This is a genomic window from Mycobacterium sp. (genome assembly GCF_035274705.1).
GTDB lineage: Bacteria > Actinomycetota > Actinomycetes > Mycobacteriales > Mycobacteriaceae > Mycobacterium.
In genome coordinates this window covers 1-26,806 of sequence record NZ_DATENY010000059.1, presented here as the reverse complement: position 1 = coordinate 26,806, position 26,806 = coordinate 1, and the positions used below count along the sequence as shown (strand labels likewise).

Sequence of the window (26,806 nt, the reverse complement as noted above, 5' to 3'; positions counted from 1 at the left end):
TGCGGGATCCTCTCTAGACCGGTTGGAAGGCGAACGTGACGATCTCGTTGCCCTCGTCGTCGGTCGCGAAGGGCACCATGGTGAGCTCGACCTCCATGCCGAACTGGAGCTTGGCGGGATCGTTTTCGGTGAGGCGGCCTTCGACGCGGATCACGTCGTCGAGTTGCACCAGACCGACACCGAACGGGACGAAGTCTTTGCCCACGGGGCCTTTGTAGGGCGGCCCCGGCGGGAATCCCTGCGTCGTCCACGCCACGACCGTTCCGCGGCGTGGTAGCAGCACCTCGGACATCTCGCCGCGGCTGCACTTCGGGCAGCGCTGTTGAGCAGGAAACACCGTCGCACCGCAAGCCCCGCATGTACTGCCGATCAGCTGCGGGTTCGCATCGGGCCAGGTCGAGATCTCGGGTGCCAGCGCCTTCTGCATTGAGCGATCCTTTCCGTAATCGGGCGAAAGCATATAGCAACTGTAACGCTTACAGTAATCTTGTCCTGGTGATCGAGCACAAGCCGACGTTCTGCCGGATCTGCGAGCCGCTGTGCGGCATGGTGGCCACCGTCGACGACGGCCGACTCGTCGCGCTACGGCCCGATAAAGACCATCCGCTGTCATCGGGTTTCGCCTGCCAGAAGGGCATCGCATTCACCGAGGTGGTCAACGATCCCGACCGTGTCATCACGCCTCTGCGCCGCGGAGCCGACGGCTTCGAACCGGTCGGCTGGGAAGAGGCGCTGACTGATATCGCGGCGAAGCTGTCGGCGATCCACCGTCGTCACGGCTCCGGCGCAATCGGCTGGTACATGGGCAATCCGGCCGCCTTCAGCTACTCCCATCTGTTCGGCGTGATGGCGTTCATCAAGGGTGTGGGGCGGGACTCGCACTACTTCACCGCTTCGTCGCAAGACACGAGCAACAGGCTCGCCGCGAGCCAGTTCCTGTACGGGTCGCCGATGGCGGTTCCCATACCTGATCTGCTGCGCACCGATCTGCTGGTCATGATGGGCGCGAATCCCGTGGTGTCGCACGGCAGTTTCCTGACTGCACCGCGAATCAAGGATCGCATGCACGACATCGTCAAGCGTGGTGGGCGGGTCGTGGTCGTCGACCCGCGCAAGACCGAGACCGCCGCGGCGTTCGAGTGGATGGGCATCGTGCCCGACGGCGACGCCTACTTCCTGCTGTCGCTGCTGCAGGTGATGTTCGACGAAGGCCTCGTCGACCGGGGCCGCGTCGAAGCCCAGGCGACGGGCCTGGACTGGCTGCAACAACAGGCCACGCGGTTCAGCCCCGAGGCCACGGCCGAGCTGACCGGCATCGAGCCCGATGCCGTGCGCGCTCTCGCGCGTGACCTGGTGACGACGCCGCGCGCAGCCGTCTACGGCCGCTTCGGCACCTGCGTCGGACAAAACGGCACCCTGACCGCGTATCTGATCGATGCCGTCAATCTGATCGCGGGCAAGCTCGATGCTCCCGGCGGCAGCGTCTTCAGCACGCTCGGCATGCCGGGCCAACGATGGGTGACAACCCTGACGGGCGCCGGCGCGCGCCGCGCGTACCAGCGCAAGCGCTCCCGCATCGGGGGATTCCGGCCCGTCGCGGCCGCCGAGCCCGCCGCGTTGATGGCCAAGGAGATCTCGACTCCGGGGGATCGGCAGATCAAGGCGCTGTTCGTCAGTGCGGGCAACCCGGTGCTGTCGGTACCCAACGGTGACGAGTTGGAGGCCGCGGTCGCCGGCCTGGAACTGATGGTCGGGCTGGACTTCTACGTCACCGAGACGACCGCGCACTGCGACTACATCCTGCCGGTCACCACGATGTACGAACGCGACGACTTCGCGGTGACCTTCCAGACGTTCCAGGCGACGCCGTTTCGGCAAGCCACGGAGGCGGTCGTTGCGCCGGTCGGCCAGGCCCGTACGGAGTGGGAGATCATCGACGAGTTGATGAAGCGGACGGCGATCCGCGCTCCCGCCTTCGCTGTTCTGTCCGGTGCGCGAAAGCTGTTGGGCGCCTTCGGTGCACGGCTGCATCCCCGCCCAGTGATCGACATGATGATCCGCATGTCCGACGGTGGCAACCGGTTTGGCCTACGCCGCGGTGGACTGACGTTCGGCCGACTGACCCGGGAGCATCCGCACGGGGTTGTCGTTTCGCCGCACATCCGGACGGGCGTGCTGGGAGAGGTGGTGGCCTACCGCGGCAGCCGTGTCCGGCTGGAACACGAGGACATCGCCAGCGAGGTCGCCAACCTGTCGAAGCGCAACAACCCCCCGGATTATCCGATGCGAATGATCGGCATGCGTGAACCGCGCTCGGAGAACTCCTGGATGCACAATGCACCACTTCTGATGCGCGGCAACCGGGTTCATCGCGCGCTCATGCACACCAACGACGCATCTCAACGGCGCATCGCCGAGGGTGATGAGGTCACGGTTCGCTCGCCCTACGGTCAGATCGCGCTACCCGTGTCGTTGACCGCCGACATCGTCCCGGGCACGATCGCCGTCCCGCACGGCTGGGGCCATAAGGGCACCGGCGGCTGGCGGTTGGCCAACCGCGCAGGCGGTGCGAACGTGAACCAGCTGATGTCGAGCGATCCGCGCGACGTGGAGGCGCTGGCCGGAATGTCGTGGCTGACGGGTGTGCCCGTCGAGGTCGAACGCGTCTGAAACCTGACTCGCGAGGTGGGGGAGGTCACGCGATCGCGCCGGCCTCCTTGAGTTCCTCGATGCGATCCCAGTCCATGCCGAGCTCCATCAGCACGATCTCGGTGTGCTCGGACGCCTGCGGGGCCCGCGTGGTCTCGAGAGGTTCGTGGTTGAACTGGACCGGTCCGCGAACGACTTGGAACGGCTTACCGCCGTCGCGCGCCTCGACCTCGACGATCATGTCGTTTGCGATCGCCTGGTCGTCCCTGGCGAGATCGATGAAGCTCTGGAACGGCGCCCACTGGCCCTTCATTGTCTTGAGGTGCTCGCGCCAGTACACGAACGGCTTGCTTCGGATTGCCTCTTTGACGAGTTCGACTGCTGCTTCGGCGTTCTCGATGAGTGGTAGCACATCGGAAAAACGCGGATCGTCAGCCAACTCCGGCAGCCCCAAATGCTCGAACGCGTCGCGAATGTAGCCGGTCGGGCTGACGATGCACAGGTTGATCGTGCCGCCATCGGACGTCAAGTAGTTGGCCATGAACGGGTTCACACTCGGGCCCGTTGAATCCGGCATTGACGAACGCATCGTCTCGCCTGTCTCCATGCCCTGGGTCACGCTTGCGCCGCCCGCCCACCACGCCGTGCTCAGCAGCGACACATCCAGCTCGACGGCCTCGCCAGTGCGTTCGCGATGGAACAACGCGGCCGATATCCCGCCCGCGATGTTCATGCCGCCGATCGAATCGCCGAACGCCGGAATGCCTTGCGATAACGCGCCGCCCAGTTCTTCGGGTGTCAGCGCATGGCCAACTCCGCTGCGCGTCCAGAATGCGGTGCCATCGAATCCGCCGGTATCACGTTCGGGTCCCTTGTCTCCGTATGCGCTGCCGCGGGCGTAGATGATGTTCGGGTTCGCCGCGCGAATGTGTTCGATGTCGAACTTGTTCTTCTGACGTTGCGCAGGCATGTAATTGGTCAGGAAGACATCGGCGGTTTTGGCGATCTCGTACAGCACCTCCTGCCCGCCGGGCGTGGACACATCGATGCCGACGCTGCGCTTACCGCGGTTGGGGTGCTCGATCAGCGGGTGCCGGTCCGGGTTGAGCTGGAAGCCACCCATGTTGACGAAGCCCCGCTGGGTGTCGCCGCGCACGGGATGCTCCACCTTGATGACATCCGCACCCCAGTCGGCGAGGATGGCTCCCGCGGCCGGGACAAACGTGAACTGTGCAACCTCGAGGACCCGAACGCCCTCCATCACCTTGATCAATGCAGGTCTCCTGACGCTGTGTCCACCCGTTGAAATCAATTACTGTAATGTTTACAGTTGATCGTCCGGCAATAACCATTCTAATGAGGTGCAGTGAGCGACGTCGCCGAGGATCAATCGACCACAAGCGTCGAGTTGGGCCGGCAGGCCGCGAAGCGGGCCGAAACCAGGCTGCTCATCGACGGCCAACTCGTCGCGGCGTCATCCGGCGCCGAGTTCGACAACGTCAGCCCCGCCACCGGACTGGTGCTGGGAAGCACAGCGGCCGCGCAGGCCGAGGACATGGAACGTGCCATCGCGGCCGCGCGCCGCGCCTTCGACGACACCGACTGGTCGACCAACCGTGCACTGCGTAAGCGCTGCCTCGAACAGCTGCAGTCGGCGATCGAGGCCGAGCATGACGATCTGCGCGACGAACTCATCGCCGAGGTCGGCTGCCCCGAAATGACAACCCAATCCGCGCAACTCGACTGGCCGCTGGCGGACGGACTGCGTTATCCGGCCCGGCTCATCGACGAGTTCGAATGGGAACGAAAGCTCGACGGCGGCGGCTTGTTCGGCGAGCGCAACGTGCGCACCGTCGTCAAAGAGCCGGTCGGTGTCGTCGCCGCGATCACCCCATCCAACTTCCCGATCGAGGTCATCCTCAACAAGCTCGGGCCGGCGCTGGCGACCGGCAACACCGTCGTCCTCAAGCCCGATCCAAACACGCCGTGGAACGCGACTCGGCTGGGCCGGCTCATCGCCGAGCACACCGACATCCCCGCCGGAGTGGTGAACGTCGTGACGACTCCGTCCAACGAGGTCGCAGGAATCCTGGGTACCGACCCGCGTGTCGACGCGATCTCGTTCACCGGATCCACCGCCGTCGGCAAGCTGCTGATGCGGCAGGGCGCCGACACGATGAAGCGAATGTTCCTGGAACTGGGCGGGAAATCGGTCGCGATCGTATTGGACGACGCCAACCCCGCGGCGATCATCCCCACCGCGATCGGGGTCTGCGTGCACGCCGGACAGGCATGCGCGGCGACCACGAGGATGCTGATCCACCGCTCGCTGTACGACGAGGCGGTCACCAACATCACTGCGACGTATGCATCGATACCCGTCGGTGATCCGGTGCGACCCGATGTCCTTGTGGGACCGGTGATCAGCGCGGCGCAGAAAGACCGGGTGCTTAGCGCCATCGAGCAGGCGCGCCGCGACGGCGCATCGATCACCACCGGGGGAGGGCAGGTCGAGAACCTGCCCGACCACCTGTCCGGCGGTCACTATGTCGCGCCCACCGTCGTGGTCGGCGTCGACAACAGTGCGGCTATCGCGCAGCAGGAGGTGTTCGGCCCGGTGCTGATCGTCATGCCGTTCGACGACGACGACGAAGCGGTAGGCATCGCCAACGACAGTGCCTATGGCCTCGCCGGTGCGGTCATGTCGAGGTCGATGGATCGCGGCATGAACATCGCCCGCCGTATCCGCACGGGCTCGTTCGGGGTCAATGGCGGAATGTTCTACGGCGCCGACGCGCCCTTCGGCGGCTACAAGAACAGCGGTGTCGGCCGGCAGTGCGGCATCGAAGGCTTCCAGCAGTATCTCGAAACGAAGACGATCGGCCTCCGGGTTCCCCGGCAGAGCTAAGACAGAAAGGCGCCCGAATGGGAAAGTTGGACAACAAGGTCGCAGTCGTATCGGGTGCGGCGCGTGGCCAAGGCCGTTCTCACGCAGTCAATCTCGCGGCTGAGGGTGCGAGCATCATCGCACTCGACATCTGCGCCGACCTGGAGGGCAACACCTACCCGCTCTCGCGTCCCGAGGACCTGGAAGAGACAGCGCGGCTGGTTGAAAAGGAAGCCGTGCGCTGTCATACGGCGATCGTCGACGTGCGTGAGCGCAGCGCCGTGTGGAAGGCGATCGCCGACGGCGTCGACGAGTTGGGCCGCCTCGACATCGTCGTGGCCAATGCAGGAATCTGTGCGATGGGCAAGGGCCAGACCATTCAGTCGTGGTCCGACACCATCGACACCGATCTGGTTGGCGTGTTCAACGTGATTCAGGCCAGCTTGCCGCATGTGAACGACGGCGCCTCGATCATCGCGACGGGTTCGCTGGCCGCGCAGCTGGGCAGCGCGACGAACCAGGGTCCCGGCGGTTCTGCCTACAGCCTTGCCAAGCAGATGGTGGCCCGCTACGTCAACGACCTGTCAATTCAAATGGCCAAGAGGATGATTCGGGTCAACGCCGTGCATCCTACGAACGTCAACACCGACATGCTGCACAACGAGGGCATGTACAAAGTGTTCCGTCCGGACAAGGATTCACCGACGCGCGAAGACGCCGAAGCGTCCTTCCCGATGATGCAGGCGATGCCCGTGCCCTACATCGAACCGCAGGACGTCTCCAATACCGTCGTCTTCCTCGCCAGCGATGATTCGCGCTACATCACGGGCACCCAGCTGCGGGTGGACGCCGGTGGGTTCGTCAAGGCAAAACCCTTCAAGGGTTGAGCGGCACTACGTTCCCAGAGCGTCAACATATGTGGCTCTTGTGCCACATATGATGACGCCCGCCAAAATGGTAGCCGTTTGCAGAGGAACGGGCGCCGGAGGCTACGCCGCCTCGATGAGTGTCTCGGCGTGATCGAGAATGCTGTCGAGGATGTAGTCGTAGTCGACATCGTCGGCGAACCCGATATAGCGGCTCCCGCCATCACGTTGCGCGAGAAAGCCTTCGGTCTTTTCCTGCAGACGTTGCATCACCGCCGTCGCGCGGATGTGCACCGAAATCGCCCCGTAGGTTTCGACGGCCTGCGCAGGCGTTAGACCCGCCTCCACCAGCGCCGTGACGGGTTGTTCGATCTGCTGCAGCGCACCGTGCACCGCGCGACCGCCGAATCGTCCGCGAATGAGGACGAGGTCACACAGGATGGGATTCTCGCGGTACTCCTGGCGCATCGTGCGCGCGTGATTGCGTAAAGACTCACGCCAATTCGACGCATCGATGGACGGGACGGTGAACTCGAATCGCTCCAGCGCCCGGTCGGTCATCGCGTTGAGGAGATCGGCCTTGCGCCGGAAATACCAATAGATGCTCGTGACACCGACACCCAGGTGCTTCGCCAGAAGCGGCATGCTGAGGTTGTCGATCGACACCTCGGCCGCGACTTCGAATGCACCATTGATGATTTCGTCGCCGCTGATCGAGCCACGGTCCCTCCGCCGACGTATCTGTGCGGTCACCGCTCACCTCACGGCGTCGAACGTCACCGGAATCGCCGTCGGTGAACGGAAGGGTTGTCCCCAGATGTGGGGATTGTCGTCGGTGACGAGCGCAATGTTGGTCAGTCGAGTAAGCAGACACTCGACCGCTACGCGAGTTTCCATCCGGGCCAGGTGAAGACCCATGCAGGTGTGCTCGCCGGCCGCGAAGGACAGGTGCGGCACGCGTTTACGGAAGATGTCGAATTCTTCCGAGCGTTCCCAACGGTGCTCGTCGCGGTTGGCCGAACCGATGCAGACGTCGATCACCGACCCCGCCGGAATCTGGACCCCTTCGAGTTCGCAGTCTTCGGTCGCATACCGCTGCACGGTGGTCAGCGGCGTCTCGTACCGGAGTCCCTCCTCGATAGCGGCCGAAATCAACTCGTGGTCGGCCTGCACCGCTTTGAACTGCTCGGGGTGTGTGAGCAGCAGGTACAGCAGATTTCCCGACGACCGGTAGGTGGTTTCCAGTCCGGCGGGCAGCAGCAGCCGAAGGAACGAGAAGATGGCTTCGTCGCTGAGCCGCTCGCCGTCGATCTCCGCTGTCACCAGATCACCGATGATGTCGTCGGTCGGCTTGGATCTGCGCTTGTCGATCTGTTGCAGGAAGTAATCTTTCAGCGCCGCGGATGCCTCGAAGGCGCGCTTGTACTTGACGGTGTAACTGATGAGTTCGACCGCTCGTTTACGGAACCACGGAAGGTCGTCCTCGGGCAGCCCCAGCAGCTTCGAGATGACGCGAGTCGGGAACTCGAATGTGAAGTCGCGCACCAGATCGGCCTCACCGGCGTCGATGAACTCGTCGATCAGCGCATTGACGACAGGACGTACGATCTCCGGCTCCCACCGCGCCAATGACTTCGACTTGAACGCAGCGGACACGAGATTGCGGTGTTCCCAATGCTTCTTGCCCTCCATTGCCAGGATGGTCGGACCGATGAAGAGGCCGATGGTGCTGTCGTAGATCTGGGAGTTGAATACCTTCCCGTCGCGGAATACCCGGTTGACCGCGTCGAAGGACACCGCGGCGTAGAGGTTTTCGGGAAGCATGGACTGCGGCGTCTTGGACCAGTCCATGACGCTGCCCTTGAAGACGCCTGACTCCCGCCGCTTCTGCGCAAACAGGGGATACGGGTCGCGATGGAGGTCGAAGTTCTTGTCGACCGTGACGTCCTGCACGGGGCTCTCCACGGCTGGTCTCCAGCATCTCTCAACGGACAGGCATCCTGCGATAGGTACTGTAAATATTACAGTATAGGGATACGTCCTGGTAGTGACGCCTAGAGTTGGATGGGCGCCCCGGCCGTCATCGAGTTGATGAAACCCGCATCGACCTGGATGTCCTGGCCGTTGATCCACTGTGCGTCGGTCGAGCCGAGGAACGCGATGACCGGCACGATGTCATCGACGGTGCCGTGTCTGCCGACCGTCGAGCGGACCATGTCCAGGAGGTCCTTGCCCATCGTCTGCTCGAAATCGGTGAGTATCGGGGTTTCGACCGGCCCCGGGCTGACCGTGTTGATGCGCACGCCGTACTTGGCCAACGCCTGACCGGCCAGTCGCTTGGCGTACAGAATCACCGCCTGCTTCGAGGTGGTGTACACCGGAAACGCCGGATCCTGACCGGCTTGCCAGTCTTCCACGGCTTGCGCATCGGTCGCGTCGAGCAGGCCGGAGATGATGTCGACGCGCTGCTCCCAGCCGAGCGCGGCCGTCGACGCGACGGCCACCACCGACCCGCCCTGGCGCAGCAGCGGCAGCATCCCTTCGGTCATCAGCCGCATCCCGAGGTAGTTCACCTTCAGGACGTCGGCGGCGGGCGCCGTGCCGGGAATTCCCGCGACGTGGGCCAGCATGTCCCAGCCGGAACCGATCTGATCCAGCAGCTCGCGAATGCTGTGCGCATCACGCAGATCGCATTGCGCGTATTCCGACGCGGGAGTCTGGTGAGCCCGCACATCGACCGCCAGCACGTGGTCACCGTGGTTGTGGAAGTGCGCCGCGAGGGCGGCGCCGATGCCGGATCCCGCACCGACAACCACGACCTTGCGTCTCTGGTCACTCATATGCACCAAACCCTTCCCACCGCGCCTGATCGTCGTCGTATCATCGAATGGACGACAGTAAGGTCGACAGTAAACAATTCTGGTCCGCCAGACAATCACTCCGGACGGGTTGACGATGAGCACAACGCACGAGCGAGTCGACGTCGACGTCCAGCTCGAGGAGTTGCGTGTGACCCTCGAGCGGCAGCGGAATGCGTTCATGGCCGACGGTCCACCGAGTGTGGCGGTCCGGCGAAACCGCATCGACCGGCTGCTCGCGCTCGTGTTGGACAACACCGAAGCATTCGTCGATGCCATGTCGGACGACTTCGGCACCAGGCCGAAGACGGGATCGCTGTTCACCGAGATTCTCGGCATGATCTCGGTGATCGAACACACCAGATCGAATGTGCCGCAATGGATGCGGGCCACGAAACTGATGGGTGCCGCACGACTGTTCGGCCTGAAGGCCGAGGTCCAGCCCTCTCCGCTGGGCGTCGTCGGGATCATCGGCCCGTGGAACTTCCCGCTGAACCTCGTCGTGCTCCCGGCTACGGCGGCGTTCGCGGCGGGCAACCGCGTGATCATCAAGATGTCCGAGATCACGCCTCGCACAGCGGAGCTCTTGAAGGCCGCAGCGCCGAAGTACTTCGACTCCTCCGAACTCGACGTCGTCACCGGCGGCCCCGACGTGGCGGCGGCCTTCTCGGCGCTGCCGTTCGACCACCTCTTCTTCACCGGTTCACCGTCGGTCGGCGCGCTGGTGCAACGGGCCGCCGCACAGAATCTGGTTCCGGTGACGTTGGAACTGGGCGGCAAGAATCCCGTCGTCGTCTCGCCGGACGCTGACCTCAAACGATCCGCAACGCGAATCGCCCAGGCCCGCATGATCAACGGCGGGCAGGTGTGCGTGTGTCCCGATTACGTGTTCGTCCCCGACGACCGCGTGGACGCATTCGTCGACGTCGCGCGGGAGACCTTCCGCGGTATGTTTCCGTCGATCGTCTCCAACGACGACTACTGCTCGTCGGTGAACGAGGCCAACTTCGATCGGGTGGTCGGATTGATCGACGATGCCCGGGCCCACGGCGCCAGCGTCGAAACCATCGCCCCCGCAGGCGAATCCCTGCCTGACCGCGGTTCGTGCAAGATCGCACCGACCATCGTGCGCGACATCGACGAGCGCATGAGGATCGCCAGCGAGGAGATCTTCGGTCCCGTCCTAGCGGTCCGGCCGTATTCGCAACTGACAGAGGCCATCGACTACATCAATCAGCGTCCCGCCCCGCTCGTGGCGTACTGGTACGGGCCCGACAACGACGACTTCCGGCGCTTCGTCCGCAACACGCGTAGTGGCGGGGTGGCGCGCAACGACTTTGCGGCCCAGATGATTCCCTCCGCCGCGCCGTTCGGCGGTGTAGGCCGCAGCGGCATGGGCGCCTACCACGGCAAGGCGGGGTTCGACGCGTTCAGCCACTACCGAACGATCGTCGGCACGGATCTGCCGTTTTCCATCACCGGACGCGCCGCGCCACCGTTCAAGCCGTCGATGCGGGCCGGCGCGGACTTCGCCCTACGGATGGCGCGCCGCCGCACGCGCCGTCGTCTCAAGCGCCGCCGCTGATCGCCTGTTCGCGGGCCCACCGATAGTCGGCCTTACCCGCTGGACTGCGCTCGATGACCGGCCGGAACACGATCGCCTTGGGCAGCTTGTAACGGGCGATGTCCCCGGCAGCGTGGTTGATCAGCTCCTGAGCGTCAACGCTGGCACCGTCGACGAGCGCGACGATCGCGACGACTTCCTGCCCCCATCGCTCGCTGGGGCGACCAGACACCACCACGTCGGCGACGGCGGGATGCGACGCGATCGCGGTCTCGACCTCCTCGACGAAGATCTTCTCGCCGCCGGAGTTGACGGTGACCGAATCACGGCCGAGCAACTCGATGGAGCCGTCCTCGAGGTGGCGCGCACGGTCGCCAGGCACCGCATAGCGCACGCCGTCGATGACCGGGAACGTCCCCGCGGTCTTGGCCGCATCTCCCTTGTACCCCAACGGAACATACCCCCGCTGGGCCAGCCAGCCCATGCCGTCGTGGCCCGGTTCAAGTATCGCGCTGAGGTCCTCGGCCGCAACGAAAGTGTCCGGGCCGGCGTTGAAATTGCCTGTCGCAACTGCGCCCGACGCCGACATGTGCGTCATCTGCGCGCCGGTCTCCGAGGATCCGACACCGTCGGCGACGATCAGGCCGGGTTTGGCGTCGATGAGGCGTTGTTTGGCCGTCGGCGTCAGCAGCGCCCCGCCGTTGGCCACCACCGCCAACGACGACAGGTCGGCGGTGCCGCTTTCGATGGCTGCGGCGAGTGGTCGGGCCATCGCGTCACCGACGACGGTCACCGCCATGACCTTTTCCCGCTCGATCGTATGGACGACCTCGTCCGCGTCGAACCGGCTTGTGACCGTTGAGAACACCACTGACTGGCCGGTGGTCATTGCCGTCATGACCGCCCACTGCGCCGCCCCGTGCATCAAGGGCGGCAGAACCATCAGCCGGGATTCCGGTGCGTCCGCAACGCGTTTTGCGATCTCCTCATAGGAGTTGGCCAGCTCGCCGGTGTAGAGGCTGCGTCCGCCGAACGATGTCATGAAGATGTCGTGCTGGCGCCACAGCACGCCCTTCGGCATGCCTGTCGTGCCGCCGGTATAGAGCACATACAGGTCATCAGGTGACGGCTCCATCGGCGGCAGGACAGCTGTGCTCGACCCTACGGTCGATTCGTAATCGACAGCGCCATGGACCAGATCGTTGCCCGACTCGTCGGCGATCTGGATCAGCACTCGCAGGCGTGGAAGTTGGGGGAGTACGTCAGCGACTCGCGGTGCGAACGACGCGTGGTAGACCAGCGCGGTGGCACCCGAATCGGCGAGAAGGTAGTGCAGTTCGTTCTTGACGTAGCGATAGTTGACGTTGAACGGCGCCACTCGCGCTCGCCAGGAGCCGAGCATCGCCTCGACGTACTCGGGTCCGTTGTATGCGTAGATGCCCAGCAGGTCCTGGCCGACCTCGTGGCCGCCGAGTTCCGAGCGTTCTGTGTGACAGCCCAATCCCCGCGCGTGCAGGTAGGCGGCAAGCCGGTTGGCGCGCTCGGTGATCTGCGTGTATGTGAAGCGGCGATCGCCCTGGATGATGAAATCCCGATCGCCGATCGCGGCCGCGACGGTGTCGGCGGCGGCCGGAACGGTGAATTGGGTAGCGGAGTCGGACATGGGGCCTCTCAGGGCTGGTGGGGCAGCAGCTTGATCATCAGACCGTTGGCCTCGGATAGTACGTTGCCGTCCGAGTCGGTCATGGCCGCCTTGACGAAGATTTTTCGCCCGTCGACGGAGTCGATCCACGCTCGCGCCGCCAGCGGCTGGTCTGTGGGCGTGACCTTGCGGTAGTCCACATGTAGGTACGCGGTCCTGCTGTCGGGACGACCCGCCGCGGAAACGACCATGCCGAAGTGCCAGTCGTAGAAGAGCGGAATCACGCCGCCGTGGACTGCGCCGTTGCCGCCGACATGGAAGCGGCTGAAGTGGCCCTGCATCGTGACGCTGTCAGGTCCCGAGTCGGTGATCGTCCACGGCGGCACCAGGGGATGCCCGAGTCCGGGCAGGTGACGGGCCCGTCCGGCAGGGGCCACACCCGCGGGCGCTTTGTGCTCCTCCAGACGCGCGCAGACGTCCTCCACGAGCTCGGCCGTGTCGTCCCACAGCGTGGGGTCGGGATTCGTCGACACGACGATGTCCTGCAGCCGCCGCATCGCCGTCATGAATCGAGCCATTTCCGGTGATGCCTCGGCCGGTTCGACCCTTGCGAATTCCCGGATTTCGTTGTCGGTGTCGGTCACGTCGCGGCTACTTCCACGCCTCGATGAGCTCGTCGGTGGTCGTGATCGTGGCCAGCAGTGACATCGTGTTGTCGATGACGACGTTGGCGTAGTCGGTCGGAATGCCGGCGACCGCATCCCTCGGCACGACCACGCGGTAGGCCAAGTTGACGGCGTCCATGACGAGGTTGGTGATCGCCACGTTCACCGAGACGCCGACGGCGACGATGGTCGAGACGCCGAGGTTGCGGAGGGTCGGGTCGAGGTCGGTGCCGCCCATCGGTCCGATGCCATGCGACCGGCGAAGCACGATATCGCTTGGGGCAGGCCCGAGTTCGGGTAAGAGCTCCGCACCTGGAGTGCCCTGCTCGATGGCGACGTTTCCGCCGATTGCGAAGATCTTCGCATTGTGGTTGCCGCCGAGGCCGTCGGGTCGCCGCTGCACAAGGCAGTGCACCACTTTGACTCCGGCATCACGGCCCACGGGTAGCAGGCGCTCGATGTTGGGCACGGCTTCACGGCGCGCCTCCTCGGCGAGAGCCTTCAGCCCGGCGTCGGGGCCGACCACCGCGCCCTGGCACTCCTGCGTGACGATCGCGGTGTGCCCGGGCGCCACAAGGTCGGCGAGATCGACCTTCACGCCGAGACGACCGCGCCTGTAGGAGGAACCTCATAGAACTGTGTGGCCCACTTCCGCATGGCCATATAGGGTTTCGCATCGATCTTCGCCAGCGCCGGGCGTTCGATGTACTCCTGATAGCGCCAGATGTCGAGGTCTTCCCACACCGTGCCGAGGAACTGGCGCTCGACCTGCTCGCGCACGCTGTCGGGTGGCACGTCGGAGCCCTCGCCCGGTAGGCGCGGCCACCAGATCGAATAGAACATGTCGGAATATCCGTCCTCGACCGGCGTGCAAGCGAAGATCAGGCGGTGGTTCGATGAACCCTCGAATGCACTGATCGCGAACCCGAGGCCGGAGAAGTGGCTATGGATCCGCAGCGCCATCTTGTTCGGATCTTCACTGCGCGCGTCCGGCCAGCCGGTCACGAACCGCCATTCCTCGTCGACGGCTTCCCAGTTCAAGCACACCGGCGTCACGGTGGCGCCGTGCACGTAGTGGAAGTGCGCGCTGTCGGGCCCGTTTTCGGCGACGATCTGCGGGTGCACCGGCTCACGCTCAGCGCGACGTGAAAACTCCGGGTAGGGGCGGTAATACGCGTCCGGGTCGGTGGCAAACTGCGGGAACTTGCGGAACAGATCAGGCAGTTCCCATTGCGGTTCCTTGCCGTCGGGTTGATGCCACATGAACACGCAGCCGTACTGTTCCCGCACGGGGAACACCCGCAGCCGCAGTGCGCGGTTAGGCCGGTCCGGCTGATACGGGATGTAGCGGTTGGTACCGTCGGGCCCCCATCGCCATCCGTGGAACGGGCACTCGACGCAGTCACCGACCACCTTGCCCCTGTGGCCGATGTGAGCACCGAGGTGGCGGCAATGCCCGGACAGCAGGTGCAGGTCACCGGACTCGTCGCGGTAGGCGACGAGATCCTCTCCGATGTACCGAAGGGGGCGCACCTCGCCGCCGGGGAACTCTGCCGACCAGCCGATCATGAACCAGCCGGTGACCTTCCACGTGAACGGGACTTTCACGCCAGCCGCCTCTTGAGTCGATGGATACTAAATCGATTACAGTATAGATTTCCGCAAAGGGCAAGATCCGGAGGCGGCGACTCAGGCGATCACCTCGCTGGTCGCCTTCGCCGCAGGTAACGCCATGGTGCGATGTAGGTCGATCTGTCGCCTTCGCGTTACAACCGACGCGAAACAGGCTGTCAGTCAGTCAATTTGAACTCGCCGCCGCGTCGCAATGTGCGGGCACCCCGGGGGACCGTCAAGTAGCGCTTGATTTTCCGTAAACCTACGGTAGCGTAGGTTACGCAGCCGTAGGTCAGGGACGGAGAGTCGCGATGACGACAACCCAAGAGGCATTGCTCACTGAGCTGGAACCAGTGGTAGAGGCCAACCTGAACAGGCACCTTGAGAAGGCGAAGCCCTGGAATCCGCACGACTACATTCCCTGGAGCCGCGGGCGCGACTTCGCGTTGTTGGGTGGCCAGGACTGGACCCCGGCGGATTCCCAGCTCGACGAGGTTTCCAAGGCCGCGATGATCGTGAACCTTCTCACCGAGGACAACCTGCCGTCCTACCATCGCGAAATCGCGACCCGTTTCGGGCGTGATGGCGCCTGGGGGCAATGGGTCGGCCAGTGGACAGCCGAAGAGGGGCGTCACAGCATCGCGATCCGCGATTATCTCGTCGTCACTCGCGGCGTCGACCCCGTAGCCCTTGAGCGTGGTCGCATGGTGCACATGGCGGCGGCTACGACTCGGGCGACAAGTCGATGTTGGAGGCCTTGGCCTACGTGTCCTTCCAGGAACTGGCGACGCGGATCAGCCACCGCAACACCGGGCGAGCATCTGGGTGTCCTATCGCCGAACAACTCCTCACCCGGATAGCAACCGACGAGAACCTGCACATGGTCTTCTATCGGAACCTGGTGAACGCTGCGCTCGATATCGCGCCGAACGCGACAATGAAGGCGATCGCTCGCGAAGTGATCAACTTCCAGATGCCGGGAAGCACCATGCCAGGGTTCGCGGAGAATGCTCTGATGATCGCCAAGGCCGGTATCTACGATCTGCGTTCGCATTTGGACGATGTCGCGCGTCCGGTGTTGCGGTTCTGGGGAGTGTTCGAGCGCGAGGATTTCGATGGCGAAGGAGCTCGCGCGCGAGACGAACTGGCGGCTTTTCTCGATCTGGTGGAAGAAAAGGCCTCGTACTACGACCAACGTCGCGAAGAACGACTGGCCACCTCGGCACGGTAGATCGCGGTAGATCGCCCGGTCACTCTACTGTCGCCGCTCTGGAGCAGCATGTGGAATGGATCGGCGACGGCATCGCCTATCTGCGTACCCACGGCTACCGCACCATCGAGGCGCTACCCGAGTCGCAGCGCGAGTGGATCGAGCACACCACATCGCTCGTCGCGCCCACCGTTCTGGTCCACTCAACATGCAACTCCTGGTACAACGGCGGAAACGTCCCCGGCAAGAAACGGATGTACATGGGCTACACGGCAGGCATCCCGGAATACCGTCGTCGCTGTGACGACATCGCCGACGCCGGCTACACCGGCTTCAAGCTCGCATAAGCGATGCGACCAGCGGAACGCGCGTGGCGAATCGGCCGGGACTTCGCCGGTGTGCTGCCGCGGGCCCAGGCAGCGTTGCGACAATCGGGTGATTGGAATGCCTTCTCGCCACACGGTATTCGCGTGCTGGGCGAGGTCCTGTTCGACGAGTTGGCCCTGACGAGTATGACGCTGACGGCTCCTCCGCCGAAGTTGGAGCGTCCGCTGGACTCCTGCGCGGCCGCGGCCGCCGAGTTGTCGGTACTCGGGGTGGCGCGGGCGCACACCGAGCCAGAACCTTTGCGCGTCAAGATGCTTCGTCGGCAGCGATTCGGGCGGCTGGTGTACCAGCGGCTGAGTTTCGACCACGACCCGCGGCTTCCGCGGCCATTGGAGTCCGAAGGTTTCGGCGGGCCGGCAACCGCGGCCGTTCATCTGTGTCGAACAGAGGGGCCCGACAGGCCATGGCTGGTGTGGGTGCACGGAGCCGGGCAGGGACAACCCCTCGACCTACTTTTCTCTCGCGCCCGTCGGGTCCAGCGAGATCTGGGTTTCAACATCGCGTTGCCGGTGCAGCCCGGCCATGGTGTGCGGCGCAACGCGTGGCCGACCTATCCGAACATGGATCCGCTCAACAATGTCGCGGGAATGATGCGCGCCGTCTCGGAGGTTCGCGCCCTCGTGCGATGGCTGCGACCACAATCCACTGCGATCGCGATATCCGGTGTGTCGCTGGGTAGTCCGGTTGCCGCCCTGGTGTCCCATCTGGAGAAGGTCGACGCGATCGCGGTGTACACGCCGATCGTCGGACTCAACTCGATGATCTCGCAGCATCTTGGCCGGTGGGGACCTTCCGTGGAGTACACCCGCGAGCTGTTGCGGTCAGATGCCGTCTCGGCGGCGGCGTCAGTTGTTGACCACCTCGGGGTCGAACCATCACCGCCACCAGAGCGTCGGCTCATCGTCGGGGCCTGGCATGACCGGATGGCGCTGCGCGAGCCTGCTCTTGCGCTCCATGCGCGGTGGGGTGGCGAGCTGTTTTGGCATGACGGAAGCCATGCGGGGCACCTGTTTTCCCGACGGGTGCAGGTGGTGACGGAGCGCCTTCTTACTGCCCTCTCCGAGCACGCTTCGAGCCGTAGTCCCGAATGAGCCGGGCCCGCACATACTCCATCTCTTGGGCCATGTCGTATGGGTACGCCTGCATGATCCATTGGTACGCAGTACCGAGAACGGCCGCGCCGAAGTCGTTGACCGCCCGGTCAACGTCGATGTCCGGCCGCACGGACCCATCTGCGATGCCGTTTCGCAGTCCTGCCTCGACGGTGTGTGCCGCTCGCTCCAGCCACATCCGTATGCGGGAACCTGCCGGCGACGTCGCCTTGGCCGCCTCAAAAGTCAACACGAATATCGCCCGCGCCAAATCGGGATCCTCGGCGTAGAGCTCCGTGATCCGATCGACGTGCGCGAGCGCTTGCTGCAGGCCGCTTGACTCAGGGTCTAGAGCCGGGCTGAGTTTCCTCTCGTATTCGGTGGCGAACAAGGTCTCGAGGATGACGTCCTTACTGCCGTACCGGGCGTGGACCATGGCGCGGCTGTATCCGGCTCGGCGGCCGATTTCGGCTGCAGTCGTTGCCTCCCAGCCCTTTTCGGCGATCAACTCCACCGCGGCCTCGAGCAGAAGGCGACCCGATATCTCGAGGCGTTGCGGCTGGGTGAGGCCGCGGGTCGGAGAAGGCACCCTTGCATATTAAACGCTCGACAACTAAGTTAGTTGCGCAGCGTCAAATATCTAGGAGGTCGATGGTGACTTCGGGAACGGCGGCAGAGGTGCCGTCGACGATCGACGACCTCGACGCCGAATGGATGACCGCCGTGCTTCGCGGCGACGACACGATTCCCGACACTGCGACCGTCCGCGACATCGCTGTCGAGCAGATTGCGCTCGACAGCGGGTTCTCATCGCGGCTATATCGGGCGTATCTGGATGGCGACGGAGTGCCGGGCAGCGTGATCGTCAAGCTTCCGGCCGAGTCAGAGGCTGGGCAAGCCATGGTGATGATGGGCGGCTATGCCCGCGAGGTCGCGTTCTACCGGCGCGTTGTCGGCCATGCGCCCATTGGAACTCCGCACGTGTACGCGGCTCGGATGGCGGAGAACAACGCGGATTTCGTGCTGGTGCTGGAGGACTTGCGCGATTGGGACAACGCCGATCATCTCGCGGGTCTGTCGCTGGACCGCGCCCGCACGTGTATGGCGCAGTTGGCCGGCCTTCATGCGTGGTCAATGGACCCGGCGAATGTCGATGTCCTAGAGGTGTTTCCGAGTCTCGACATGCCGGTAACGCGTGACCTGTTGCCCGCCGCGTTCGCTCCAGCCTGGAGCGTGTACTGCGATAAGACGAGCGCGGCCATCCCGCCCTCCGTCGCACGCTTTGCCGAACGGTTCGCCGAACTCGCCCCAACGGCCATAGGGGCACTGAGCGAGCGTTCGATGCTGGTGCACGGTGACATCCGGGCCGACAACATGTTCTTTTCGGGCGACCGACTGAAGGTGGTCGACTTCCAGCTTGTGGCCAAGGGCGGCGGCGCCAACGATATCGGTTATCTCGTCAGCCAGGGTCTGCCCACCGAGGTGCGTCGCGGGAGAGACGAAGCGTTGGTTCGCGAGTACCTCGACCGACTCGGCGAGCATGGTGTCACCGACTACAGCTTCGACGAGGCTTGGCGGGACTACCGTTTTTCGGTTGCATACTGGCTGGTGCTACCGGCCATGCCTCTGCTCAGTTGGGATGCTCTGCCCGAGCGATCGCGCCAACTGTGTATGCGGCTCGTCGAGCGAGCGGTGGCCACCATCGATGACATCGACGCATCGGAGGTATTCGAATGAGCCGCACCGCCCGTGAGGTGGTGGAGCTGTACAACCTCGTGGTCTGGAACGAACGCAATTTCGAGCTGGCCGATGAGTTGTTCGGCGACACCGTTATCCGCCACGACGTGGAAGCGGTGACGACCCTGACCCACGAACAGGCGGTCCAGCGGGTCAAGGACAACTGGGCGATGTTCGACAAGCTGCACTTCGATCTCCCAGTCGTGGTGGCCGGCGACGACGGGGAACATGTCGCGATCGTCTACCAGATGACCGGGACGACGCCCGGAGGTGACGACGTCCCCATCGCCAGCATCGAGGTGTTCCATGTCGTCGACGGCAAGATCGTCGAAGTGTGGAACTGCGGCCACAAACCGGGGTATTGGAAATGACCGAATTGCCGGCTCAGCCGGAGGTGAGCGCCCGCACGCTCGACGAACTCGGCTACTACCTGCTCGCCGGTGCTGGGGGCGAAGGACCGGCGACGCTGATGGACGAGGCGCGCCGCGGCGAGGAGATGGGGTTCGGCACCGCATTCATTTCCGAACGCTGGAATGTCAAGGAGGCCTCCTCGCTCGTCGGTGCCGCGTGCGCGGTCACCAGCCGTATGCAGATCGCCACCGCCGCAACGAATCACAACACCAGACACCCGTTGATCACCGGCTCGTGGGCCACGACCATGCACCGGCTTTCCGGTGGCCGATTCACCCTCGGCATCGGCAGGGGAGTGGCGGCGATGTACGCAGCGTTCGGCGTGCCGTCGGTGACCACCGCGCAGATGGAGGACTTCGCCCAGGTGATGCGCCGGCTCTGGCACGGCGAGGTGATCTTCAACCACGACGGGCCGATCGGCAAGTATCAGGTTCTGTTTCTCGATCCCGACTTCAAGGAAGACATCCGATTGGCGCTCGTGGCGTTCGGGCCCAACACCCTGGCATTAGGCGGCCGCGCGTTCGATGACGTCATCCTGCATACCTATTTCACGCCAGAAACCCTGCAGCGCAGCGTCAAGACCGTCAAGGACGCCGCCGAGAAGGCGGGCCGTGATCCCGACAGCGTGCGGGTGTGGTCGTGTTTCGCCACGGTCGGCGACCACCTACCCGAGGAGCTGCGGCTGAAGAAGACCGTCGCCCGTCTGGCCACCTACTTGCAGGGCTATGGAGATCTGATGGTCAAGACGAACAACTGGGATCCCGCAGTCCTGCAACGGTTTCGGGCGGACGCGGTCGTCACCTCGATCCCGGGTGGAATAGACCACAAGGCCACACCCGAGCAGATCCAGCACATCGCGACGCTGATCCCCGATGATTGGTTGGAGCCCTCGGCCACCGGCTCTGCACAACAGTGCGTCGACCGCATTCGCAAGGAGTTCGACTACGGGGCCGACGCGGTGATCATGCACGGCGCCACGCCCGACGAATTGACGCCAATCGTCACGGCCTACCGCGCGAGTAGGTAGTGCCAGCGTTTCGCGTGGGGTTGATGGACTCCGTGTTGGCGGCACGCCCGACGGTCGACGCGTTCAGCCGGGCCAACTACCTTGCCGCGGTGGCGAACCGGGTGGACTCCTACTGGGTGCCCGACCACATCAACGGTCAGACCCCGCGGCCACTGTGGGATCCGCGATACACCACGGCGGCCCGGCTCCTGCGATCGCCCGATGCCGCTATGGAAGCGTGGACGCTGCTCGGAAGCCTCGCGGCGCGAAGGCGATTCAACCGCGTGCGCCTCGGCATCGGCGTCACAGACACGGGTAAACGGCACCCGGCCGTCACTGCACAGGCCGCCGCCACCTTGAACCTTATGACGCGGGGCCGGGCGATACTCGGCATCGGCCCCGGCGAGCGAGTCGGCAATGAGCCCTACGGCGTCGACTGGTCCAAGCCGGTGGCGCGGTTCGAAGAGGCGCTGGCGACGATCCGCGCGCTGTGGGATTCCAAAGGTGAGCTTGTCAACCGTGATTCGCCTTTCTTTCCGCTGCGCGACGCCATCTTCGATCTGCCGCCGTACAAGGGCAGGTGGCCCGAAATCTGGATCGCTGCGCACGGGCCGCGCATGCTGCGGGCAACCGGACGCTATGGCGACGCGTGGTTCCCCGGATTCGCGCACCGCCCCCGGGACTATGCGCAGCGGTTGGAGGTTATCCGGTCGGCTGCCTCCGATGCTGGGCGTGATCCGACGTCGATCACGCCGGCGTTGTGGTTGCCGGTTATCGCGGCCCCGAGCCGAGACGCCGTCGACGCCGCACTGAACTCCACCGTCGTCAAGGCGTGGGCGCTCAACGGCCCAGCCGAGTTCTATGGCCACCACGGCGCCCAGCACCCGATGGGAACTGATTACACGGGCATGCAGGACCACGTCGCATTCACCATGGACGAGCAGACGATTCGCGAAAAGGCAGCGCAGGTCCCGCTCTCGGTGGTGAGGGGCATGGTGCTGAATGGCACGGTCGACGACGTGCTCGAGCAGGCGGCCGAATGGCGCGACCACGGCGTGCGCTACATCGTGGTGGTCAACTTCGGCCCGATGCCGCCGAGTCTACGGACCGGTCTGGCCACGCTGATGCCCTTCAACAAAGTGGTTCGCGGGCTCAAGCGACTGTGAAAGCTACCGCCGAGCAGACGCAAAGTGCACCATTTTCGCGGCGTGTCGGGGACCTTTGCGTCTGCTCGCGCAGGAAGGCTAAGGCGTGATGACGGTGCGGCTCACCGGTTCTGCGGCGGCCTGCCGGCTGTAGAGGCCACGTTCCAGCGCATGCAGCAGCGCGTTGCGTGTCTCCTCCGGATGGATGAGGTCGTCAAATCCGAGGTGGCTTGCCGATCGGAATGACGCTTCTACCTCCATCTTTCGCAGCTTGGATTCGACGTCTTCGGCTGCGTGAGAGGCGCGGCTCAGCGCGGCCGCGCTCATCGCGCCCATCGTCGCGCCAGGAAATGCGAACGTGGCGCTTTGGTTGTCGAAACCGAGCAGGGACATCACCATCGACCCGAATCCATAGGCCTTGCGCAGCGTCACATGCAGCTTCAACGTGGTCGCCGCGGTCTGCGCGGCGAACATCCGCGCGCCGCTGCGCAGCACACCGGTCTTCTCTGACCGGCTGCCGGGCAGCATGCCAGGATTGTCAGCAAGGAAGACGATCGGCAAGTGGAACGAGTCGGCGACCGTGATGAAATGTGCGGCCTTGTCAGCCGCATCGGCGTCGATGGAGCCCGCGAGCACCTTCGGCTGATTGGCCACCACTGCCACGGGATGGCCGCCAAGGTGGGCCAGCGCGCAGATGATCGCCGTGCCGAATCTCGGTTGCACCTCGAACCAGTCCCGTCGGTCGAACACCACGTCGAGCACGGCGCGTATGTCGTACACCTGGCGGTTGCCGCGGGGCACGATTCCAAGCAGTTCGGGAGTGGGCCGCGGCGCAGAGGCCTCGTCGGGTGGCAGCGACGACGGATACGACCACGCGCTTGCGGGGAAGTACGACAGGTACCGGCGGATGTCGTCGAGCACCGCTTCGTCGTCCTCCGCGACGTTATGGATCACTCCGCTGGCCAGGGCGACGCCGGGCCCGCCGAGATCCTCCTTCGAGATGTCTTCTCCTGTGGACTCTTTCACGACAGGAGGGCCGGCCGTGAAGATCGCGCCCTGGCGGCTCATGATCGTCCAGTCGCACACCGGCGCAACCAAAGCGCCGTGGCCGGCCGACGGGCCGAGCAGCCCGCCCACCATCGGCACCTTGCCCGAGCACTGCGCCTGCGCGAGCAGATCGGTGGGGGTGCGGCCGTAATGCTCACCGCTAGGCCGGAAGCCGGCACCTTCGAGGAGCATCACCAGCGGAACCCGGTCACGCAACGCCAACTCGGCGAGCCGGTAGCGCTTGGCGTTGCCGCCCGGCCCGATGCTGCCGGCCAGCGTGGTGAAATCCTCGGCGCCCACCATCACTGGTGAGCCGTCGATCAGACCGGAGCCCGCGACGATTCCGTCGGCCGCGATGTCGCCGCCGACGAGCGTGCCGAACTCGCGGAACGTGCCCTTGTCGAGAAGGTGCTCGAGGCGGGCGCGGGCGTCGAGCTTGCCCTTGCCGTGGTGTTTCGCGAGTCGCTCCTGACCACCCATCGCCTGCGCGTGTTCGCGTCGACGATCGAGTTCGTCGAGCGTCTCACCCCAGTCCTCGGCTTTCGTCATGCGTCTTTCCTATCGTCAAGAGGCGATCGTCGCACCGGTGTGTTCACGTTGACCATACTGAATTGCTTACTGTAGCGTCCTCCCTTATGGTCAGCGACGACGGCAACCTCAAGGTCGATGGGGCCGTTTCCAGCCAACTCGCCAACGTCGCACAGGCGGCGAGCACACTGGAACGACGAGGCTACGACTGCTGCTGGACAGCCGAAATCAACCACGATCCCTTCCTGCCGCTCGTCCTTGCCGCCGAGCACACCACGACCATCGAACTGGGCACCAGCATCGCCGTGGCCTTCGCGCGCAATCCGATGACTGTCGCCAACGTCGGCTGGGACCTGCAGGCGTACTCGCGGGGCCGGTTCATCCTCGGCTTGGGCTCACAGGTGCAAGCGCACATCGAGAAGCGGTTCAGCATGCCGTGGAGTCAGCCGGTGCGTCGCATGCGGGAATTCGTGGTGGCTCTGCGCGAGATCTGGTCATGCTGGCAAGACGGGACGAAACTTCGCTTCGAGGGCGACTTCTACACCCACAAGCTCATGACGCCGATGTTCACTCCGGAACGACAGCCGCACGCGTTTCCAAAGGTCTTTGTGGCCGCGGTCGGCGAGGCGATGACCGAGATGTGCGGCGAGGTCGCCGACGGCATGCTCGCCCACGCGTTCACCACGAAGCGCTACTTCGAAGAGGTCACCACTCCCGCACTGCTTCGCGGGATGAGCAAATCGGGACGTGAGCGAAGCGAATTCCAGCTGTCAGCACCGGTGTTTGTCGTCACCGGGGAGCGGGAGGACGAGTTGGCGGACGCGGCGGTCGCTACGCGCAAGCAGATCGCCTTCTACGGCTCAACTCCCGCGTACCGCAAGGTTCTGGAGCTGCACGGCTGGGGCGACCTGCACACCGAGTTGCACCGCCTGAGTCTGGCCGGGGAGTGGGACACGATGGGCTCACTCATCGACGACGAGGTCCTCAACGCGTTCGCGGTCGTCGCCCCGCTCGAAGAGGTGGCTGGCGCTCTGCGCAAGCGGTGCGACGGCGTGATCGACCGTGTGCTGGTGGGTTTTCCGTCGTCGGTCAGCGACGACACTGTCGCGTCCCTACTTGAAGACCTACGTCGAGCACCGGATGCATCAATGAGGAGCCGCCGATGAGCACGCCGATGATGGATGAGGCCGCCAAGGTATTCGCCGACCCGAAGGCCTACACCGACGAGACGAAACTACATGCGGCACTGGCACATCTGCGCGCCAATGCTCCGGTATCGTGGGTGGACGTGCCGTCCTATCGGCCGTTTTGGGCGATCACCAAGCACGCCGACATCATGGACATCGAACGCGCGAACACGTTGTTCACCAACTCACCGCGACCCGTTCTGGTGACCGCCGAGGGCGACGAGCAGCAGGCAGCCGTCGGGGTGCACACCCTGATCCACATGGACGACCCGGAACATCGGGTGGTGCGCGCCATCGGCGCAGACTGGTTCCGACCGAAGGCCATGCGCGCGTTGAAGGTTCGCATCGACGAACTCGCCAAGATCCATGTGGACAAGATGATGGCGATCGGGCCGGAATGCGACTTCGTTCAGCAGGTCGCGGTCAATTACCCGCTGTACGTGATCATGTCGCTACTCGGTGTGCCGGAGTCCGACTTCCCGTTGATGCTCAGGCTCACCCAGGAACTGTTCGGCAGTGACGACGACGAGTACAAACGTGGAGCCGACATGCAAGAGCAGATGTCGGCGCTTCTGGAGATGTTCCAGTACTTCACGGCGTTGACCGCGTCGCGGCGCGAAAACCCCACCGAAGACCTTGCGTCGGCCATCTCGAACGCGCGGATAGACGGTGAGCCGTTGTCCGACATCCAGACGGTGTCCTACTACGCGATCATCGCCGCGGCGGGCCACGACACCACGAGCGCAACCATTTCGGGCGGCATGCATGCCCTGATCGAGCACCCCGACCAGCTTCAGAAACTGCGTGCCGACCTCGGGCTGATGCCCTTGGCCGCCGAGGAGATGATCCGCTGGGTCACGCCGGTCAAGGAGTTCATGCGCACGGCGCAGGAAGACACCACGATTCGCGGCGTGCCGATCGCCGCGGGCGATTCGGTGCTGCTGTCCTACGTGTCGGGTAACCGGGACGAGGACGTGTTCGAGGACCCGTTCCGATTCGACATCGCTCGAGACCCCAACAAGCACATCGCCTTTGGCTATGGCGTGCACTTCTGCTTAGGTGCGGCGTTGGCCCGGATGGAGGTCAACAGTTTCTTCACCGAGCTGCTGCCAAGACTGCAGTCGGTCGAGCTCGCGGGGCGAGCCCAACACATGGCGACAACCTTTGTCGGCGGTCTCAAGCACCTGCCGATCCGCTACTCGTTCAAGTGAGTTGACACGGCGGACGGCCGCCTCAGCACATCCGAGGCGGCCGTCCTTCCGTCAAGTCATACGGGCAGCGGAATCCAGATCCCGAAGAACCAGAAGCCCCATTGGTTGTAACCGGGGTCCCACACTGGTTGCTCGTTGAAGCCCCAGTAGTTGATCGGCGCTGGCGGCGGTCCCCATGCCGGTGGCAGCGGTCCATCCCACGCCGGCGGCGGCGGTGCGCCCCAACCCCACGGCGCCGCTCCGTCACCCCACGGGGCACCGTGGAACCGACCGCGCCAGTCGTTATCGCCCGGGTTCCACGGTGGCCGCCAATCGTGGTTGTCGGGTCCACGGAAGTCGTTGGGCGGCGGACCAACCGGACCGCCCTGCGGCGGGCCGCCGGGTCCCCGGAAGTCGCCCTGCGGCGGGCCGCCGGGATCTCGGAAGTCGCCCTGCGGCGGGCCACCGGGACCTCGGAAGTCGCCCTGCGGCGGGCCACCCGGATCGCCTTGCGGCGGTGGCCCACCGGGTCCCCGTTGTGTAGGCGAGGGTCCGCTCGGACCACCGGGTCCACACTGAACCTGCGGGGACGCAGGGTTGCACTGCGGCGCGGCGTTGGCCACACCTGACGCCACGCCGATGCCGGTCGCGCCGAGCGCGCAGCCGATCACCGTGGCGGCGACCGCTTGTTTGAGTTTCATAACCAGGCCTTCCCGCGTCGATAGACGCCCCAACCCGAAGCCGAGGTTATGTAGACACCCTACGAGTGAGCTATGTCCTGAGTAGCAAGGTGCTGTCAGGCCGCGAACGAGCGTCGCCGTTGCCAGCAATTGGCAAGGCGGTCACCGGAACTACTCGCTGGAGTTCCCCCGCGCGGCCGCGTGCAGTGCGTCTCCTCGCGTGCCCTTCTCGTGGTGTGACAGCGCTTTGATGGAGACGTCATGGCCCTCAGCGGCCTTCCTCAATGCGCCGATGGTGGCCTGCTCACGGGTGATGTGGGTGAACGGATCCCAGTGGTACCAGCGCATGGCGTTTTCGAAGGTCATCTTGTTGACCTCGTCATCAGGCACCTGATTCTTGGTCAGCACCTCGTGCAGCTGCTCGGGGGCTCCGGGCCACATC

Annotated in this window: 23 protein-coding genes and 3 pseudogenes; 13 read left to right on the top strand and 13 right to left on the bottom strand. The window is 64.6% G+C overall.

All coding sequences use genetic code 11. From position 1 onward, the window contains the following. Positions 1-13: 13 nt before the first annotated feature. Positions 14-427, bottom strand: a complete 414-nt coding sequence (locus tag VJV41_RS13680; protein ID WP_325334543.1) for a Zn-ribbon domain-containing OB-fold protein — start codon at positions 425-427, stop codon at positions 14-16. A 65-nt stretch (positions 428-492) separates the two neighbouring features. On the opposite strand from VJV41_RS13680, the gene VJV41_RS13675 reads away from it, so the two are divergent. Continuing rightward, positions 493-2,670 carry a molybdopterin-containing oxidoreductase family protein gene (locus VJV41_RS13675; protein WP_325334724.1) on the top strand — a complete coding sequence of 726 codons (2,178 nt, stop codon included), beginning with the start codon at positions 493-495 and terminating at the stop codon, positions 2,668-2,670. Between the two features lie 25 nt (positions 2,671-2,695). Here the strand turns inward: VJV41_RS13675 and VJV41_RS13670 are convergent, their stop codons facing one another. Continuing rightward, entirely contained in the window at positions 2,696-3,910 is a 1,215-nt protein-coding gene (locus VJV41_RS13670; protein WP_325334722.1) for a CaiB/BaiF CoA-transferase family protein, read from the bottom strand. Between the two features lie 105 nt (positions 3,911-4,015). Between VJV41_RS13670 and VJV41_RS13665 the strand changes: the two genes are divergently transcribed. Together VJV41_RS13665 and VJV41_RS13660 are read left to right on the top strand one after the other, a co-directional pair. Continuing rightward, complete coding sequence (locus VJV41_RS13665) at positions 4,016-5,557, top strand: aldehyde dehydrogenase family protein (protein WP_325334541.1); 1,542 nt, start codon at positions 4,016-4,018, stop codon at positions 5,555-5,557. 17 nt (positions 5,558-5,574) lie between these two features. After that, positions 5,575-6,423: a mycofactocin-coupled SDR family oxidoreductase gene (locus VJV41_RS13660; protein WP_325334539.1), complete on the top strand. Its 849-nt coding sequence runs from the start codon at positions 5,575-5,577 to the stop codon at positions 6,421-6,423. A gap of 102 nt (positions 6,424-6,525) precedes the next feature. Here the strand turns inward: VJV41_RS13660 and VJV41_RS13655 are convergent, their stop codons facing one another. The 3 genes from VJV41_RS13655 to VJV41_RS13645 form a co-directional block, all read right to left on the bottom strand. After that, complete coding sequence (locus VJV41_RS13655) at positions 6,526-7,155, bottom strand: TetR family transcriptional regulator (protein ID WP_325334537.1); 630 nt, start codon at positions 7,153-7,155, stop codon at positions 6,526-6,528. Between the two features lie 3 nt (positions 7,156-7,158). Then, positions 7,159-8,367 carry a cytochrome P450 gene (locus VJV41_RS13650; protein ID WP_325334535.1) on the bottom strand — a complete coding sequence of 403 codons (1,209 nt, stop codon included), beginning with the start codon at positions 8,365-8,367 and terminating at the stop codon, positions 7,159-7,161. A gap of 89 nt (positions 8,368-8,456) precedes the next feature. Continuing rightward, positions 8,457-9,242, bottom strand: coding sequence for a coniferyl-alcohol dehydrogenase (locus tag VJV41_RS13645; protein ID WP_325334533.1), 786 nt, complete (start codon positions 9,240-9,242; stop codon positions 8,457-8,459). A gap of 115 nt (positions 9,243-9,357) precedes the next feature. On the opposite strand from VJV41_RS13645, the gene VJV41_RS13640 reads away from it, so the two are divergent. Beyond that, positions 9,358-10,845, top strand: a complete 1,488-nt coding sequence (locus VJV41_RS13640) for a coniferyl aldehyde dehydrogenase (protein ID WP_325334531.1) — start codon at positions 9,358-9,360, stop codon at positions 10,843-10,845. On the opposite strand, the gene VJV41_RS13635 is transcribed toward VJV41_RS13640, so the two are convergent. The 4 genes from VJV41_RS13635 to VJV41_RS13620 are packed head-to-tail and all read right to left on the bottom strand — an operon-like array spanning position 10,829 to position 14,739. Continuing rightward, complete coding sequence (locus VJV41_RS13635; RefSeq protein ID WP_325334529.1) at positions 10,829-12,487, bottom strand: acyl-CoA synthetase; 1,659 nt, start codon at positions 12,485-12,487, stop codon at positions 10,829-10,831. The two genes, VJV41_RS13640 and VJV41_RS13635, sit on opposite strands and share 17 nt — an antisense overlap. An 8-nt stretch (positions 12,488-12,495) precedes the next feature. After that, positions 12,496-13,110: a PaaI family thioesterase gene (locus VJV41_RS13630; RefSeq protein ID WP_325334527.1), complete on the bottom strand. Its 615-nt coding sequence runs from the start codon at positions 13,108-13,110 to the stop codon at positions 12,496-12,498. A 7-nt stretch (positions 13,111-13,117) separates the two neighbouring features. Further along, complete coding sequence (locus tag VJV41_RS13625; RefSeq protein ID WP_325334524.1) at positions 13,118-13,729, bottom strand: cysteine hydrolase; 612 nt, start codon at positions 13,727-13,729, stop codon at positions 13,118-13,120. Further along, positions 13,726-14,739 carry an aromatic ring-hydroxylating oxygenase subunit alpha gene (locus VJV41_RS13620; protein WP_325334522.1) on the bottom strand — a complete coding sequence of 338 codons (1,014 nt, stop codon included), beginning with the start codon at positions 14,737-14,739 and terminating at the stop codon, positions 13,726-13,728. Before VJV41_RS13620 ends, VJV41_RS13625 begins: the two co-directional genes overlap by 4 nt. A 317-nt stretch (positions 14,740-15,056) precedes the next feature. On the opposite strand from VJV41_RS13620, the pseudogene VJV41_RS13615 reads away from it, so the two are divergent. The 3 genes and pseudogenes from VJV41_RS13615 (at position 15,057) to VJV41_RS13605 (ending at position 17,433) form a co-directional block, all read left to right on the top strand. Continuing rightward, positions 15,057-15,976 (top strand): annotated as a pseudogene (locus tag VJV41_RS13615) (acyl-ACP desaturase). A gap of 26 nt (positions 15,977-16,002) precedes the next feature. After that, a pseudogene (locus VJV41_RS13610) lies at positions 16,003-16,302 on the top strand (cyclohexanone monooxygenase); the annotation flags it as partial. A 3-nt stretch (positions 16,303-16,305) separates the two neighbouring features. Further along, a complete protein-coding gene (locus VJV41_RS13605) occupies positions 16,306-17,433 on the top strand; it encodes an alpha/beta hydrolase (RefSeq protein WP_325334520.1) in 1,128 nt (375 codons plus the stop codon). Here the strand turns inward: VJV41_RS13605 and VJV41_RS13600 are convergent. Next, on the bottom strand, positions 17,390-18,022 hold the full coding sequence (locus VJV41_RS13600) for a helix-turn-helix domain-containing protein (protein ID WP_325334518.1): 633 nt from the start codon (positions 18,020-18,022) through the stop codon (positions 17,390-17,392). The genes VJV41_RS13605 and VJV41_RS13600 overlap by 44 nt on opposite strands. 62 nt (positions 18,023-18,084) lie before the next feature. Between VJV41_RS13600 and VJV41_RS13595 the strand changes: the two genes are divergently transcribed. The 4 genes from VJV41_RS13595 to VJV41_RS13580 are packed head-to-tail and all read left to right on the top strand — an operon-like array spanning position 18,085 to position 21,753. Then, a complete protein-coding gene (locus tag VJV41_RS13595; protein ID WP_325334516.1) occupies positions 18,085-19,170 on the top strand; it encodes a phosphotransferase in 1,086 nt (361 codons plus the stop codon). After that, positions 19,167-19,541: a nuclear transport factor 2 family protein gene (locus VJV41_RS13590; protein WP_414684949.1), complete on the top strand. Its 375-nt coding sequence runs from the start codon at positions 19,167-19,169 to the stop codon at positions 19,539-19,541. The genes VJV41_RS13595 and VJV41_RS13590 overlap by 4 nt, the downstream gene beginning before the upstream one ends. Before the next feature lie 23 nt (positions 19,542-19,564). Then, complete coding sequence (locus tag VJV41_RS13585) at positions 19,565-20,608, top strand: TIGR03857 family LLM class F420-dependent oxidoreductase (protein ID WP_325334718.1); 1,044 nt, start codon at positions 19,565-19,567, stop codon at positions 20,606-20,608. Further along, positions 20,608-21,753, top strand: coding sequence for an LLM class flavin-dependent oxidoreductase (locus VJV41_RS13580; RefSeq protein WP_325334514.1), 1,146 nt, complete (start codon positions 20,608-20,610; stop codon positions 21,751-21,753). The genes VJV41_RS13585 and VJV41_RS13580 overlap by 1 nt, the downstream gene beginning before the upstream one ends. A 78-nt stretch (positions 21,754-21,831) precedes the next feature. Here VJV41_RS13580 and VJV41_RS13575 read toward each other — a convergent pair whose 3' ends face one another. Then, positions 21,832-23,328, bottom strand: a complete 1,497-nt coding sequence (locus VJV41_RS13575) for an acyl-CoA carboxylase subunit beta (RefSeq protein ID WP_325334512.1) — start codon at positions 23,326-23,328, stop codon at positions 21,832-21,834. 86 nt (positions 23,329-23,414) lie between these two features. On the opposite strand from VJV41_RS13575, the gene VJV41_RS13570 reads away from it, so the two are divergent. Together VJV41_RS13570 and VJV41_RS13565 are read left to right on the top strand one after the other, a co-directional pair. Next, a complete protein-coding gene (locus VJV41_RS13570; RefSeq protein ID WP_325334510.1) occupies positions 23,415-24,473 on the top strand; it encodes an LLM class F420-dependent oxidoreductase in 1,059 nt (352 codons plus the stop codon). Positions 24,474-24,484: 11 nt separating this feature from the next. Then, positions 24,485-25,705, top strand: coding sequence for a cytochrome P450 (locus VJV41_RS13565; protein WP_325334716.1), 1,221 nt, complete (start codon positions 24,485-24,487; stop codon positions 25,703-25,705). A 56-nt stretch (positions 25,706-25,761) separates the two neighbouring features. Here VJV41_RS13565 and VJV41_RS13560 read toward each other — a convergent pair whose 3' ends face one another. Further along, positions 25,762-26,385: a chitin-binding protein gene (locus tag VJV41_RS13560; RefSeq protein WP_325334507.1), complete on the bottom strand. Its 624-nt coding sequence runs from the start codon at positions 26,383-26,385 to the stop codon at positions 25,762-25,764. A 150-nt stretch (positions 26,386-26,535) separates the two neighbouring features. Beyond that, positions 26,536-26,806: pseudogene (locus VJV41_RS13555) on the bottom strand (amidohydrolase); the annotation flags it as partial.